The organism is Catellatospora aurea, assembly GCF_042663325.1.
GTDB classification, from domain to species: domain Bacteria; phylum Actinomycetota; class Actinomycetes; order Mycobacteriales; family Micromonosporaceae; genus Catellatospora; species Catellatospora aurea.
Window position 1 is genome coordinate 1 of the sequence record NZ_JBHTAC010000041.1, and the last position, 14,284, is coordinate 14,284.

The 14,284-nt window shown below is 72.9% G+C and carries 15 protein-coding genes; 2 read left to right on the plus strand and 13 right to left on the minus strand.

Annotation, left to right across the window (positions count from 1 at the left end):
- Nucleotides 1-44: 44 nt before the first annotated feature.
- The gene (locus tag ACFQO7_RS29005; protein ID WP_376809338.1) at nucleotides 45-1,517 is read right to left on the minus strand and encodes a hypothetical protein; all 1,473 of its coding nucleotides are present in this window, start codon (nucleotides 1,515-1,517) and stop codon (nucleotides 45-47) included.
- Between the two features lie 886 nt (nucleotides 1,518-2,403).
- Here ACFQO7_RS29005 and ACFQO7_RS29010 point away from each other — a divergent pair.
- Both ACFQO7_RS29010 and ACFQO7_RS29015 read left to right on the plus strand, forming a co-directional pair.
- Nucleotides 2,404-2,937, plus strand: coding sequence for a nuclear transport factor 2 family protein (locus tag ACFQO7_RS29010; protein ID WP_376809339.1), 534 nt, complete (start codon nucleotides 2,404-2,406; stop codon nucleotides 2,935-2,937).
- A complete protein-coding gene (locus ACFQO7_RS29015; RefSeq protein ID WP_376809340.1) occupies nucleotides 2,934-3,509 on the plus strand; it encodes a DUF5994 family protein in 576 nt (191 codons plus the stop codon). The genes ACFQO7_RS29010 and ACFQO7_RS29015 overlap by 4 nt, the downstream gene beginning before the upstream one ends.
- A gap of 276 nt (nucleotides 3,510-3,785) precedes the next feature.
- Here the strand turns inward: ACFQO7_RS29015 and ACFQO7_RS29020 are convergent, their stop codons facing one another.
- The 12 genes from ACFQO7_RS29020 to ACFQO7_RS29075 form a co-directional block, all read right to left on the minus strand.
- Nucleotides 3,786-4,406 carry an SRPBCC domain-containing protein gene (locus tag ACFQO7_RS29020; protein ID WP_376809341.1) on the minus strand — a complete coding sequence of 207 codons (621 nt, stop codon included), beginning with the start codon at nucleotides 4,404-4,406 and terminating at the stop codon, nucleotides 3,786-3,788.
- Entirely contained in the window at nucleotides 4,381-4,761 is a 381-nt protein-coding gene (locus ACFQO7_RS29025) for an ArsR/SmtB family transcription factor (protein ID WP_361041310.1), read from the minus strand. Before ACFQO7_RS29025 ends, ACFQO7_RS29020 begins: the two co-directional genes overlap by 26 nt.
- Nucleotides 4,762-4,804: 43 nt before the next feature.
- Nucleotides 4,805-5,809: a serine hydrolase domain-containing protein gene (locus tag ACFQO7_RS29030; protein WP_376809342.1), complete on the minus strand. Its 1,005-nt coding sequence runs from the start codon at nucleotides 5,807-5,809 to the stop codon at nucleotides 4,805-4,807.
- Nucleotides 5,809-6,150, minus strand: a complete 342-nt coding sequence (locus ACFQO7_RS29035) for a hypothetical protein (RefSeq protein WP_376809343.1) — start codon at nucleotides 6,148-6,150, stop codon at nucleotides 5,809-5,811. The genes ACFQO7_RS29030 and ACFQO7_RS29035 overlap by 1 nt, the downstream gene beginning before the upstream one ends.
- Nucleotides 6,151-6,230: 80 nt before the next feature.
- Nucleotides 6,231-6,632, minus strand: coding sequence for a helix-turn-helix domain-containing protein (locus ACFQO7_RS29040; RefSeq protein WP_376809344.1), 402 nt, complete (start codon nucleotides 6,630-6,632; stop codon nucleotides 6,231-6,233).
- A 78-nt stretch (nucleotides 6,633-6,710) separates the two neighbouring features.
- The gene (locus tag ACFQO7_RS29045; protein WP_361041321.1) at nucleotides 6,711-7,334 is read right to left on the minus strand and encodes a DivIVA domain-containing protein; all 624 of its coding nucleotides are present in this window, start codon (nucleotides 7,332-7,334) and stop codon (nucleotides 6,711-6,713) included.
- 28 nt (nucleotides 7,335-7,362) lie between these two features.
- Nucleotides 7,363-8,523: a globin domain-containing protein gene (locus ACFQO7_RS29050; RefSeq protein ID WP_361041324.1), complete on the minus strand. Its 1,161-nt coding sequence runs from the start codon at nucleotides 8,521-8,523 to the stop codon at nucleotides 7,363-7,365.
- Nucleotides 8,524-8,525: 2 nt separating this feature from the next.
- The gene (locus tag ACFQO7_RS29055; RefSeq protein ID WP_376809345.1) at nucleotides 8,526-8,924 is read right to left on the minus strand and encodes a group I truncated hemoglobin; all 399 of its coding nucleotides are present in this window, start codon (nucleotides 8,922-8,924) and stop codon (nucleotides 8,526-8,528) included.
- Nucleotides 8,925-9,206: 282 nt separating this feature from the next.
- Nucleotides 9,207-10,877: a hypothetical protein gene (locus tag ACFQO7_RS29060; protein WP_376809346.1), complete on the minus strand. Its 1,671-nt coding sequence runs from the start codon at nucleotides 10,875-10,877 to the stop codon at nucleotides 9,207-9,209.
- A 54-nt stretch (nucleotides 10,878-10,931) separates the two neighbouring features.
- Complete coding sequence (locus tag ACFQO7_RS29065) at nucleotides 10,932-11,315, minus strand: VOC family protein (RefSeq protein WP_376809347.1); 384 nt, start codon at nucleotides 11,313-11,315, stop codon at nucleotides 10,932-10,934.
- A gap of 46 nt (nucleotides 11,316-11,361) precedes the next feature.
- Complete coding sequence (locus tag ACFQO7_RS29070) at nucleotides 11,362-12,357, minus strand: hypothetical protein (protein WP_376809348.1); 996 nt, start codon at nucleotides 12,355-12,357, stop codon at nucleotides 11,362-11,364.
- A gap of 20 nt (nucleotides 12,358-12,377) precedes the next feature.
- Nucleotides 12,378-14,225 carry an ABC transporter ATP-binding protein gene (locus ACFQO7_RS29075; RefSeq protein ID WP_376809403.1) on the minus strand — a complete coding sequence of 616 codons (1,848 nt, stop codon included), beginning with the start codon at nucleotides 14,223-14,225 and terminating at the stop codon, nucleotides 12,378-12,380.
- Nucleotides 14,226-14,284 lie beyond the last annotated feature (59 nt).

Consider the following 14,284-nt stretch of genomic DNA (forward strand, 5'->3'; position numbering starts at 1 on the left):
GGCACCCGTCCGCGACGGGTGCCGCACCGCAGCCGGGCGAGGCCTCAGCAGGTGCCGGGGCCGGATGCGCAGCCGCCGCCGGTGGGGCCGCCCGGTGCACCCTCGATCGGGCTGGGCAGGTCGGGGCGGGTCTCCGGGTGGGCCTTGTTCCAGCCGGCCGCGATGACGATCGCCCCGGCGTGAGTGGCGGTGTCCTCACCCGAGAACAGGGAGATCAGGTCCCGGTGGTGCATGGCCGCGTCGACGTCGTCATCGGTCACGACACCGATCACGTCGGGGGCGTCCTGGACGGGGGTGACCGTCGCGCCCTTCATCGTGAGCATCTTCTCCAGGGCCGCGGCCACCTCCTGGTGCGAGAGCCAGGCCGTGCCGGGCAGCGGCGGGCCGGTGACGTCGTCGCCGGTGGTCATCGCGTCAGTGCAGTTCTCGCCCTTGGCGTCGCACTTCTGGGTCTTCTTCGAGGAGGACTTCTTGCCGTCCTTGTCTTCCTTCTTCTCCTCGTGGGTCTTCTTCGTCTCGGTGACCTTGCCGTTCTCGTCTCGCTTGTACTCGGTGGTGTCCTTCGTGACCGTCTTGTTGCCCTCGCTGTCGGTCCGGTGGACGATGTGCACCTGCTTGGTGACGTTGCCGTTCTCGTCGCGCTGCGTCCGTTCGATGTGGTAGCCGCCGTTCAGGTCGACCCACGTCTTCTCGCTGGAGTAGCCGACCGTGTTGAGATCCTTGTCGTAGTACTCGGTCTGAGTGCTCGACGTGCAGGTGAGCTCGCACTCGCCTTCCGTCGTGACCGACGTGGACCCGTCGCCGTAGCTGGTCCTCCTCGTCCCGTCGTCGTCGGCCGGCCAGGAGTCGGCACCGCCATGGCCGGCCGCCCACCACGAGGTCACACCGTCGTACGCGCTGTACCAGCTGCCGTTGAACCGGCCCAGGTCGATGCCCAGGTCCTTGCCCGCGTCGTCACGGGCGGACAGGCCGAAGGTCAGGCCGTTCACCCACGGCATCTCGATGCCGGCCTGCTTGAGCAGCCCGTCGTCGATCCCGGCGAGCGCCAGGCTGCCCTGGCGCGTGGGGATCCCGAAGACCTCCGACGGCAGGGTCGGCGGGAGACCCCCGGGCAGGTCCTGGCGGGCCAGCCAGTTCTTCTCCAGACCCCGGACGAACTCCTCCGGGAACACGGCCCACGTGCCGTACCCGAGCTCGTAGGTCGGCAGTGTCCCGGCGATCGTCGCGTCCAGGATGACCTTCAGCGGCGGGGTGCTGGCCGGGTCGAACGGGTCGTAGCCGGCGGTGGTCTCGTCCGCGTCGGACACACCGTCAGCGTCGGAGTCCACCACCCGAAGCACCAGGTAACAGGCGGACAGGTCGCACACCCTCAGGTCGGACAGGTCGCCGCCACGCCGGCCGTCTTCGGCCCACGCCGGGGACGCGAGGACCGCGGGAAGCATGAAGGTGCAGGTCAGGGCCGCCAGCGCGGCCCGGAGCCGCGTGCCGGACCCTAGGCCCGATCGATAAGACAACATATGGCCGAACTTAGAGAGCGGCCGCAGGCATGTCCTGAGTGGTGTGTACTCAGATGCGCGGGCGCGGACCGGATGTGGCACAACACGAACCGCGTTCACGCCGCTCAGGGGCCTGCCGTTGTCGTCGCGGCCGTCCGTCGGCAGGCGTCGTGACGATTCGATGGCCTGGTGGCGGTGGCGTACGTCGGCTGTCGGTGTGGGCGTCGCCGGTGCGGCGTCGCCACCATTCATCGATCATCGCCGCCGGCTCCGTCACCGCCTGCCGGTGATCGTCGACCGACAACCGGGCGGTACGCGGCGGCCGGACCACTACTGGGAGCGTGCACCGCTTGCCGCCCGCCCAGATCCGTCCCCCGCTCGTTGACGCCAGACGTTCAACGATCAATCGGGTGACCCGGACGTACTCGCGCCCTCACGGCGTGGGCACCGGGGCTGGCGGCTGCGAGCGCAACCGGGTGGTCCGCCACGGCACGTCCAGATCTCCGAGCGTTGATCCTCAGGACCTTCGGCCCCCACCGGTGCCGTGGGCATCCCCCGGGCCACGCCCCTCGTCCGCCCGGGCCGTCGCCACTACCAGGGCGTACACTGAAGAGGGAATATCGCATTCGTCGATACCGTAACGGGCACTCGCCCGTGCATGTTGAGTCGGCGGCGGCGCGGCATCCGCACCTTGCGGTTTTGCTGAGGGCCACCAGCGTCACGCTCCTGGATCTTCGGAAGAACGGCTCGGCCGGTTCTCACCGCAGACACCCGAGGAGCGATTGTGTACGCCATCGACCTTCCGGCAGCCCCACCAACTGCCCGCTCATACGCCGCGCACCGCGCTCATGACAGGCAGGCCCGGCGGCTGCTGGCCGAACTGGGTCCCCGATTCGCCGGCGGAACCGTGCGCGTATTGGTGGACGGCGACATGGTCGCCGTCCACCGCGTCCACGACGGCCCGGACGGTGAGCACGCCGGGTTCGACATCTTCCGCGTCACCGACGGTGCGCTCGCCGAGCACTGGGCCGCGCACCAGCCGGTCATCGCCGACACGGCCAGCGGGCACAGCCAGACCGACGGCCCCGCCGAGGTCACCCGGCCCGGGCAGAGCGCCCGCAGCGGCAGGCTGGTCGACTACCTGATCGACACCATCCTCATCGGGGGCAAGCCCGACCGACTGCGGCACTTCTTCAGCTCGCGCCTGATCCAGCACGACCCGCTGGTCGGCAACGGCCTGCAGGCGATGGCAGACGACTGGCGGTCCAACCGTACGGTCTATGACCGCCGCCTGATGACCGTCGCCGAGGGAGAGTTCGTGCTCACCGTGTCCACCGGCACCGAGCGCCACGCGCCGCGGTGGTTCTACGACCTGTTCCGGGTCGACCGCGGGATGATCGTCGAGCGCTGGAACGTCGTCACCATATCGGGCACGCCATGACGGCACGGATCGGCCCGCCGGACCTCATGGGTCTACTGCCCGCGTCGGCGCAGCGTGCCGAACGGCTGCGCGTCGAACCCACCCACACCGCAGCCGGAATGCTCGACGGCGGATGGTGGCCCTACTCGACGGACCCGGCCGAAGCGCTGCCCGGCCTGGCCCTGGCGCTCGACCCGATCCATGGGCCGGTCGTGCGGTTCGTGCTCGGCGTCGGCGGCTGGAGCCCACGTCCGGAGCAGGTCCACGTCGGCGGCCGCCGGATAGGCGTGGACTACCACGCCAGCCAGCCGGCCAGCCTGCTCACCGCCCTGAGCGCGCGCGGAACGCGAGTAGATCTGCTGGTCGTGCCACCGTGCACGTCACGGGACGTCGCTGCCAGGTCTCTGCTGCGGGCGGCACAGGCAGGCAACCGCGTCACCGCGCCGCGCGTCACGCGGTACCCGTGCGACGCCTCGACCGACGTCGCGGATGCCGCACCGGCCACACGAGTCGCGCTGGGCCAGCCCCACGCGGCCAGGGCAATGACAGCCGCAGGCGGTGTGCCGCCGCCGCCCGTGAGAGGCATGACGTGACCGCCTCGCCCGCCACACCGGTCGCGACACCGCGGAGTCTCCGGGGGCTGGACGAGCCAGCTTCCGCATCCGTCGGCCACGCCCGTGCCCGAGTCCGAGCCGGCGCGCTGGATCGACGACAGGTTCAGCACGCCCTGATAGCCGGGCGATCCCGCCCGCCCCGGACGGACGAAAGCCCAGCTCGCTGACGAGCCGGGCTTTCGCTGATCGGACATCTCCGATATGCGGTGGACTACCCGGGACTCGAACCCGACCTCCCGGATGGCGCAAGCATTGTCAGAAGTCCGGGGCGAAATGGGTGGCGGCGGCGGTGACCGACGCGGTGATCTCGTCTTCGGTGGCGGTGCCGGAGGCGCGTACGGCGTCGGCCCAGGCCTGGATGGAGCGGCGGGAGAACTCCTGGCCCGGTAGGGAGTTCTGGTCGGCGAGCGGGTCGGCGATGTGCTCACCGCCGAGGTGCCGGGCGAGCATGAGCAGGCCCTGGTCCCAGCCGGGGCCGACGTAGAGCGCCCCCGCACCGCTGCCGGCCATCGCGACGGGCACGGTGTGCTCGACCTCAAGGTCGGTGACGTCTTCGCCGGCCGAGGCCAGCCGGACCTCGACGATGCTGTTCGGGCCGCCGTATGTCATCCGCAGCAGCTTCGGGGGGCGGCACTGGAGGATGTCGCCGGAGGCCATGTTCTCGACCTGGAAGCTGCCGCCCTCGCGGAAGTCGCCCGTGACCGGTGCGAACCAGCGAGGCAGGCGCTCCTTGCTGGTGATGGCGTCCCAGACGTCCTCGACGTCGGCGTGGTAGGTGCGCTTGACCAGCACGGCGACCAGCTCGCCGAGGTCGCCGCCGTCGCGCCGCGCGACCTCGCGCCGGATCGCCTCAAGCTGCTCGGTGATGTCCTTCATCGGGCTTCTCCTTGTCTTCTGATTCGCGCAGGCGGCGTTCGCGGCGGCCCCGGGCGAGCTCGGTGCCCAGCGCGTCGAGGCGCTGGTTCCAGAACCCGCGGAAGTGGTCCAGCCAGTTGTCCACTTCCCGCAGCGGGGCGGCGTCAACCGCGTACAGCCGGCGGGTGCCTTCGGCGCGCACGTTCGCGAAGCCGTTGTCGCGCAGCACCTTGAGGTGCTGCGACACGGCGGGCTGCGAGATGCCGAACTCCGCCTGGACGACCTGGGTGAGGGCGCCGGAGGTCTGCTCGCCCCCGGCGAGCAGTTCGAGGATCCGCCGCCGGACCGGGTCGCCGAGTACGTCGAAGGCGTGCACGGCCCGAAGTTACAGCTGTGACTTATATAAGTCAAACCCGGTATTAGCCGAGCGGCAGGTCGAGCAGGCTGTCGGCAAGCGACGCCGCGCGCTCGGTCTCGTCGTCCAGGGCGACGACGAGCACGCTCAGCCCCCGGGCGGGCACCCGGGCCAGCACGGTGCGCACACCGGGCCAGCCGCCGCCGTGGCGATACACCGTCAGCCCGTGGCGCTGCCGCACGCCCATACCCCAGGCGTAGTCCAGCACCGTGCCGTCGTCGAGGCGGCCCGGGGCCTGCATCAACCCGCTGACGCCGAGCCGGCTGTCGTTGAGCGCGTCCGCCCAGCGCAGCAGGTCGGCGGGGGTGCTCCAGAGCCCGCCGTCGCCCAGCGACAGCGGTGCGGGCGACAGCGGTTCGGCGTCCGGCGGGGCCGCCCCGGGCCCGTCCCAGAGGCGCGTGTCGGCAAGTCCCAGCGGCTTGAACAGCAGTTCCTCGGCCAGCGCGGGCAGCTCGGTCCCCGCGGCGCGGCGCACCGCCTCGGCGAGGCAGACGTAACCGGCGTTGGAGTACCCGTACGCGGTGCCGGGTGGGCGCGCGGGTTCGGGCAGCGCCCGCAGCGCGGCCAGCACCCCGGGCCCGGTGCGGTTCCCGGTCAGGGCGAGGTCGACCAGGTCGTCGCCGGGCAGGCCGCCGACGTGGTGCAGCAGGTGGCGCAGGCGCACCGACTCCGCCCACACGGGCAGCTCGGGCAGCCGCCGCGACAGCGGCTCGTCCACGGCCAGGCCGCCCTGGCGCATCACCAGCGCCACCAGCGCCGCGATGACCTGCTTGGACAGTGAAGCCGCATAGACGGAAGTGCGCTCGCCGAACGGCCGCCCCGCCGGGGTCGAGCCCGCGCACGCGTACACCGGCGGCACGTCCCTACGCGAGACGCCCGCCACCAGCGGCTCCGCCGCGTCGTAGCCCGCCTGCCGGGCAAGCAGCCCGACCTCCCGCACGGAGACCGGACGCAACCCGCGGATCTCCCGCGCAGGTGCGGACGAGCGACGGGCATCCTGCGGGGGCATCAGGCGCAGCCGCTGGGCAGGTTCGCGATGTAGCTGGAGGTGGCAGCGGCCAGCATGCCGAACGGGACCAGGGTAAGTGCCCAGCCGGCCAGCATGGCCCACCGGTTGCCGTTGGTACGGCGCAGCGCGCCCGCCAGCAGCGCCCCGCCCAGCAGCAGGTCCAGCAGGACGGCGAGGCCCCAGCCCGCGGCCAGCCCGTCCGCCCTGTCGCAGCCCTCGAGCCGCAGCAACGACAGCAACCCGTAGACGAGCGCGGCGAGCACGTGCACGAGCGCGCCGATCGTCAGGTTGGCCGTCAGCCCCTGCGGTCCGGGGAGCCGGTGCACCGTGTGATCCGCCACGTGTCCGCCTCATCACTGCCGTCGCGCCGGCTCCGTCAGCCTGCGGCGAGGCAGTGTCCCACCGTCAGGTTACCGTTCGTTTACTCGTCGTCGTAGAGCCCTTCCAGCAGGCGCAGGCGTTCCACGACCTCGGCGGCGAGGTCGAGGCTGGCCGGGGACAGGCCGCTCACCCGCTGCAGCAGCCGGCGCACCTTGGTGTCGCGCAGTGCGCCGAGCAGCTCCAGTTCCCGATCGACGACCGCGGCCCGCTCAGGGTCGAGGAAGTAGGCCACGTCCACGCCGAAGTGCGCGGCGATCCGCCCGACCAGCTCGTGACCCGGGTTGGTGCGCTTGCCGGTGCGCAGCATGCCGATGTACTGCGCGGACACGTCGACGGCACGGGCGACCATCTCGTCGGTCTGGCGTACGCCGCCGGGTTGGATCGCGTCGAGCAGCCGGTTGTAACGCAACGCGAACATCGGCAACACGGGGCGTGATTGCATCTGGACATCATCTGACGGGCAGGCCGGGCCGGACATGTTCACTCCATTTAGGACACGACGCCGTCGGCGGTCCCAGGGTCAGTCGGGCGAAGGGCTCAGGTGCTTCAGCTGGTGCGCGAACGCCAGGATCACGGCGTCGAACTGCGCCTCGATGGCCGGCAGGTTCGACCGGGCCGCCTCCAGCGAGCGCAGGCAGGTCGCCAGCATGGCGACGTCGCGGGCCTCGCGTTCGCGGTCGGGGCTGTACGCGCCTCCGGCACTCGCCCGGTAGCTGGCCGCGGCCCGGTCGGCGTCGCGGCGGGCGGCGTCGAGGATGTGCGCGGCCTGCTTCTCCGCGCTCTCCACGATCAGCCGGCTCTGCTGCTGCGCGGCCGCGATCACGGTGTCGGCCTGGGCCTGCGCGCGGGCGGTGAGGGTGACCGCCTCCGCGGCGACCTGCCGAGCCCGCACCGCCGGGTCGACGGGCTGCAACCGGTCGCCGAGCCGCTTGACCCGGTCGAGTTCGGCCTGCTGGGCGGCGATGTAGGCATTGAGCGCGTCGACGTCCTCGGCGAGCGTGCGCCGCAGCCGGTCGACGGCCTCCTTGTCGTATCCGCGCCGCCGGCCGGTGGCGTCGGGCAGGTGGTGGCGGACGATCGACTCCGGCGTGTGCGGCACCCGCTTGCGCAGGTCCGGCTGCTCGTACGCGCTGACTGTGGTCACTGCTCCCCCTGTGCTCATCGGATCGTGCTCATCGGATCGCGGCGGCGCTCGCCGCGGGTGCCTGGGACGGCTGGTAACGCGCGCCGTCGTAGTCCTCGAGGTGGATCTGCGCGGCGGGCACACCCGCGGCGGCGAGCGCCTCGCGCGCGTTCCAGACCAGCGCGGGAGGCCCGCACACGTACACCTCACGCTCGCCCAGGCGTGTGGTGCGCAGCGCCGCGCCGAGCACGTCGTCGCCGCCGCGCTCCTCCGGGGTCACCGGCAGCACGCTCAGCCAGCGGTGCGCCGCCTCCAGCCCGCGCAGGGTCGGCAGGTCGTAGAGGTCGCCGACGCCGCGGGCGCCCGCGAACAGCTGCACGGACCGGGCCGGCACCCCGGCGGCGGTCTCGACCTCGACCTGCTCGACCAGGGCCCGCAGCGGGGCCAGGCCGGTGCCCGCGGCGATCAGCAGCAGGTCGCGGCCGCCGCCCGGGGTGAGGGTGAGCCGCCGGCCGAGCGGTGCGCCGAGCCGCACCTGGTCGCCTTCGCGGAGCTGGTGGACGAGCGCCGGGCTGAGCTCGCCGCCGGGCTGGGCGCGTACGTGGAATTCGATGGTGCCGTCGGCCCGCGGGGTGTTCGCGGGCGACAGGTAGCGCCAGACCCGGGGCCGCAGCGGGCATTCCAGGGCCACCGACTGGCCGGGCCGGTAGGTCAGCGGCATGGTCGGGCGCACGGTGAACACGGCCAGGTCGGGGCCGCGGCGTTCGTGTTCGAGCACGTCGGCGGTCCACCAGGCGGGCTGGCTGCGGGCGGCGTGCTCGGCCGCCCGCAGCATGGTGCCCGACACCAGTTCGTACGCCGCCGACCACTGCGCGGCCAGGTCGTCGGTCCACTCCTCGCCCAGGAAGTGCTCCAGGGTGGCCAGCAGCGCCTGCCCGACCTGCGCGTAGTGCGCCCCGACCACCGAGAACCTGCGGTGGTCGCGGCCCAGTCCTTCCAGGTACGGCACGGCCTGGTCGAGCTGGTCGACGTGGGACACGACGTGCCCCAGCGCCTGCAGCAGCCGGTCCCGCTGGCCGGCCATGGACACCGGGAACAGGTCGCGCAGCTCCGGATACGCCACGAAGAGGAAGGCGTAGAAGTGCTGCGCGGCCCGGTCGCCGTGGGCTTGCACGGCGGCGAAGCTGCTCTGCAGACGCTGCGCGTCCATCCTCAGACCGCCGCCGGCTCGGCGACGATCAGGGGCTGCACGCTGGCCAGCACCTGTCCGACCTGGAGGATGACGTCCATCGGGACGTGCAGTTCGAACAGGACTCCGGCGGCGTACTGCGCGACCCGCTGGTAGTGGGCCGCGCTGATGTTCAGCCGGGCGTGCGCCGGCCCGAGGTTCTCCACCGGGTATCCGGTGGGGCCCCCGAGCACGTGGGTGAGCAGCGCGACCATGTGGCTCTTGAGCCTGGGCAGGTCGACGCCGTCGAAGTAGTCGGCGAGCTGCTCGTCGGCGAGCAGGTAGGTGTAGAGCCGGTCCACCGCCTCCCGCACCGACGGCGCGCCGCCGATGAGGTCGTATGCGCTGGTGGCCGTGGTGGTAGCTCCTGGACTGTCTGACATTGTTCCGCCTCCGTCATCGCAGTGGTGAGCTGCGCGGAGCCGGCATTCGCCCGGTCCGGGCCCGCACCCGGTTCGGACGTGGTGGAGCACACCGGCACAACCAGCGGTTTGCCCGAAGGCCGCCAATCAAACCACTGGTTATCCGCGCACCATCAGGATATATAGATGCGTCACTTTGGTGTCAACCAGTAGTCGGTTAATATACGGCGTGTGTTTTAGAACACATGTTCGATAACTGTCCACATCGTACGATGCAGCTCATCGATGGTGTGCGGCGGCCCGTCATCCGGCACTGGTGGCCTCGAACCGTGCGGTGAGCGTGCCGCTGATCCCGTCGGCAGCTCGGGTGCCGCGCACCGTCAGCGACAGGTCACCGGTCAGCGTCGCGCAGTCCCCGGCACGCGGCGTGAACCGCCCCTGGACCGCCGTCTTCACCGGCTCGGACGGCTGGTCGCCGACGACCCGTTCCAGCGCGCTCGCGGAGTACGTGAAGGAAACCGCGCCCGCGCCGCCCACCGGTGGACCCACCCCGTCGAGCGTGGCGACGACCTGCCGGTCACCCACCGCGCCGGTCAGGTCGATCACCTGCTCCACCTCGCCGTCGACGACGTTGCCACCCGCCACGACCAGCCGGAACCTGACCTGGCCACCGTTGGCGCGCAACGTCGCGCCGGCCACCCGGACCGTGCCCGACAGCGTCGCGGCGCCCGACCACTCACCGTCGGTGAACGTGGCGCAGTCCTCCACGCCGTGCCAGGTGGCGGTCACCGGCAGCGTCGCCACGGGCCGCGGCATCGGCGCCAGGAACGCGGCCAGTCCTGCCGGCGCACCGGCGAACACGGCCTGGAACAGGCGCAGGTCGTCCACCGCCGTGGCCCGCACCATCCCGGTCACGGTCCGCTCGGGATCGGACGGAGCACCCGGGTCGACCGCGGCCCGCAGACGCACGGTCGCCCGGCCCGCGGCGTCGGTGGCGGCCCGGTGCCGCGACGGCCCGCCCCCGCCCAGCTCCACATGCCCGGCCAGGTGCGCGGGCGGCGAGAACACCAACTCGACCGCACCCGGCGCGGGCGCCGCCACCAGCAGCGGCGCGGGCCCGAAGGCCGTCGCGGCGGCCTGCGCGGTGTCCACGGTCGCGACGACGTCGAGCTCGTCACCGGGACCGCCCACGCCCTGGGCCAGGCGCGCGTTCTGCGGCGACAGCCGGATCCGCACACCCTGCCAGCGCAACATCGCCTGGGCGTACGCCGTCGCGGGCGCGCCGCCCAGCGACAGCTCCCGGCCGCCCGCCGCATACACCACGCCCCAGCCGGCCGCCTCCGGCGCGGGCCGCTCACCGGCCCGCTCGGGCACCCGGCTCGCCACCACCGGGGCCGCGAACCCGTCCAGCAGCATCAGCCACTCCGACAGGGCGTCGACCGACGGCCCCAGTTCGCCGTCCCCGGAGAAGTCCACCTGGCGGGCCTGCAGCAACCGCACCAGCCACCGGTCCCGCGCCTGCCAGTACGCCGTCCGGTACAGCTCCAGCAGCTCCGCCGGCTCGCGCCGCACGCCCAGCGCCGACAGCCGCCTCGTGAAGTCCAGCATCGGCTCCCGGGCCGTGCCCGCCATCTCGGCGAGAGTGTCCACCTGCGGTTCGAGCACGTGCACCCCGTCCGGACCCGGACTCACCCCGGCCAGCACCTGCTCGCCCGCCGGGGTGTACACGGCCACGCCCAGATTGGCCAGCACCGACCAGGCCCCGCGGCGGCGCTCCGCCGGATCCGGCGACGCCAGCGCGGCCGCGGTCTGCTCCGGCGACAGCGCGACCGGTTCCTCGTCCCGGCCCGGCAAACCGCCGGTGCACGCGAGCAGCGGCAGCAGCAGCGCGAGCACGAGTCCGCCCACGATCGCACGCCGGGCCACGCCCGGTCCCGCCCCGGCCATGCGCTGCTCCCCGTCGCCGGTGGACATCCTGGGCCGTCACCGTAGTTGCCCGGAAGGCGGCCACGCCAGAGGCAACGGCGTTCAGTCTTCTTCCAGCACGGACAGGATGTTGCCCGCCGGGTCCTTGAACCAGGCGATCCGCGGCCCCGTGTCGGCGTCGGACACCCCTGCGGCGTCGGTCTTCAGGTCCGCGGTGTCGTAGTTCTCGAACTCGACACCGCGTTCCCGCAGCTCCCCCATCGCCGCCTCCAGGTGCGTCACCGGGAAGTTCAGGATGGTGTACGTCGCCGGCACGTGATCCGGCTTCGGATAGATCAGCACCTGGCCGCCGCCGGCCAGTTCCAGCCGCAGCAGGCCGCCGCCGAGGTCGGTGACCTCCAGACCCAGCGTCTCGCCGTAGAACCGCCGGGCCGTCTCGGTGTCGTCGACCGAGAACCCCGAGAACGCTCGCGTCCTGCCGAACATCGTGTGCTCCTCCTGCTGTGTGATCCAGCCCCGGCCGGGGCCGCCGTCATGCCGTCACGGCGTCGATCGCCGCCTGCGCCTTCGTCGTGCGTCGCACCGCTGCGGCAAGCGCCCGTTCCGCCGCCGTACGGGCGGCCCGCCGCCCGTCGACCTCCTGCTGTGCCCTGGCCCGCCGCTCCTCCAGGGCCGCCAGCGTTTCCCTGAGCTGCGCCAGCTCGTCGGCACCCGCCGCCTCCGCCGCCCGCGCCCGGTCCGCCTCGTCCCGCGCCCGCCGCTCGGCCTCCCGCGCCGACGCCAACTCCCGCCGCAGCTCCAACGGCACACGGGGCGGCTCGGTCGCGCGGGCCTCCCGCTCCGGCCGCACGTCATCGGCTGACCGGTCGCGCTGTGCCACCGCTCTGCGGGCGACGCGACCCCCAGCCGGTGCCGCTGCGCCGTCGTGTGCCGGGACCGGAGGTGTCGGGGCCGGGCCCGCCGGCGCCTTACGGGCCGGTCTGCGCGGCAGCACCACCACGTCCGCGTCGTCCTCGTCGTCGGTGTCCGCGCCGAACGCCGAAGCCGCACCGAACCCGGTGTACGACACCGCTTTGACGACCGTGCCCGCCCGGACCTGCGCGGCGATCTCGTCGTCGGCGAGCGCGGCGGCCAGGGTCTGCTCGACCTCGGCCTGCGGGAGCTTCGCCGGGGTCAGGCCGGGCTGAGCCCGTACGCCCAGGTCGACGGCTTGTTCGGCCAGGGCCGAGAGCAGCTCGCGGCGCTGCACGGTCAGCGCGCGCAGGTCCGCGCCGCGCAGCTGCCGCTGGGCGTCGCGCAGCGCGGCGGACAGGGCGGTCAACTCGGCGATGCGCTCGGGTGCGCGGTGGGCCAGCAGGTTCACCAGCCACGCGGCGACGGTCGGCCGGCGCAGCCGCTTGATCGCGGTAGCCTGCGCGCTGTGCCCGGCCGCCTTGGCCGCGGCCGCCGCCGCGTCGCGGGCGGCGGTGAACTCCTCGGGCAGGGCCGTGTACAGCTCACGCACGGTCTCCTCCGGCACCTCGCCCACCTTGCCATGATATGAGCAGATCAGGCGGCGTCCAGGTAGCCGCTGGCCTGGAGCGTGAACAGTTCCGCATACCGGCCGCCGGCCGCCATCAGCTCGTCGTGGCGGCCGGACTGGATCAGCCGGCCCTCGTGCAGCACGTAGATGACGTCGGCGTGGCGCACGTTGGCCAGCCGGTGCGTGATCAGGATGGTGGTCCGCCGGCCCTGCCGGTCCCGGATCGCCTGGAACAGGGCGTCCTCGGCGCGCGGGTCCAGCGCCGACGACGGCTCGTCCATGATGAGAAGGTCCGCGTCGCGCAGGAAGCCGCGCGCTGCGGTGATGCGCTGCCACTGCCCGCCGGACAGGTCCTGCCCGTCGGCGAAGGTGCGGTCCAGCAGCGTGTCGTACCCGAACGGCAACTGCATGATCATGTCGTGGGCGACCGCGCGCTGCGCCGCCGCCTCGATGCGCTCGCGCTGCACCGGCGCGCCCGCCTCGCCGAGGCGGATGTTCACCTCCGCGGTGAACGGCCACTTCCAGTAGTCCTGCGACACCACCGCGATCCGCGCCCGCAGCCCGTCGGCGTCCAGCTGGGCCAGCGGCACGCCGTTCCAGCGGACGGTGCCCGTCGACGGGGCACGCAGCGCGGCGATGACCGCGGCCAGCGTGGTCTTGCCGGAGCCGTTCTCCCCCACGAACGCCACCGTCTGTCCGGCCCGCACGTCCAGCGACACCTCGTCGACGGCCGGCGCCTCGCGGTCGGGATAGCTCAGGCTGACGGCGTCGACCTGCAGGGTCTCCAGCGCGCCCGCGGGCAGGCTGCCATCGGCGGCGGGCACGTGCGCCTTCGCCCGCTCCATGAACCCGGTGTAGTCGTCGAAGTGCCGCCCCTCCATATACAGCGCGTCGACCTGGTAGGTCACCGTCGCCAGCGAGTGCCGGGCGGCCTGCAACGCGATCACGGCGGTCGCCGCGGCCGACAGCGGGATCGCCCCGTCCAGCAGCAGCCAGCCGAGCAGCGCGTACACCGCGCCGGTCGCGACGCCGCCCGCCATCGCGCCGAGCGCGTTGGTGGTGGTGACCCGGCGCGCCAGGTCGAGCTGGATCCGGGTCTCGGTGTCCATGACCGTGTCGTACTGACCGAGCAGGAACCCGCGCAGCCCGTACGCGCGCAGCTCGGCGGCGGTCATCCGGTCGGCCATCAGCCGGTTCAGGATCCACATGCGCCGCCTGCGCACCGACCCGGCCAGGTACGTCTGGTACTCCAGGTGCCCGGCCCGCAGCGCCGCCCACGCGTTCGGCACGGTCGCCAGCAGCATCGCGCCCAGCAGCAGCGGGTGCACCACGACCAGCGCCACCGCCACCGCGAGCACCCCGATCGCGCCCGCGGCCAGCGCCATCATCGCGTTGACCAGGCCGATCACCGACTCCATGCCGCGGGCGGCCCGTTCCATGTCGTCGGCGAACGCGTCCTCGTCGAACGCGTCCAGCCGCACTGCGGTCGTGGCCTCGAACAGCTGCCGCTGCACCGCCCGGTCGACCCGGGGCGTCAGCCCGTTGAGGGCGTACCCGGTGGCGATGCCCATGCCCGCCCGCAGCGCCGCCGCCCCGGCCAGCACGATCAGCGCGGGCAGCGCCGTGGCCACCCGGTCCGGCGTGGGCGCGGCGGAGAACAGGCCGACCAGGACCTGCTGGGTGGCGAGCAGCCCGGCCGTCGACATGACCCCGGCCAGCACGGTGCACGACAGCACGATCGCGGTGCGGGCGCGGTCGGCCCGCCAGGCGATGCGCAGCGCGGTCCCGACCAGCCTGGGCAGGGCCTGGGCGAGGGTGCGCAGCCCGGCGTCGGCGCGGGCCCGCACCCCCTCCTCCCACCACATCGTGCGCATCTTCGGCAGCACGGAACCGGTGGCGGATGTCGTCTCGGCGGTGGCGGCTTCGGACGGTG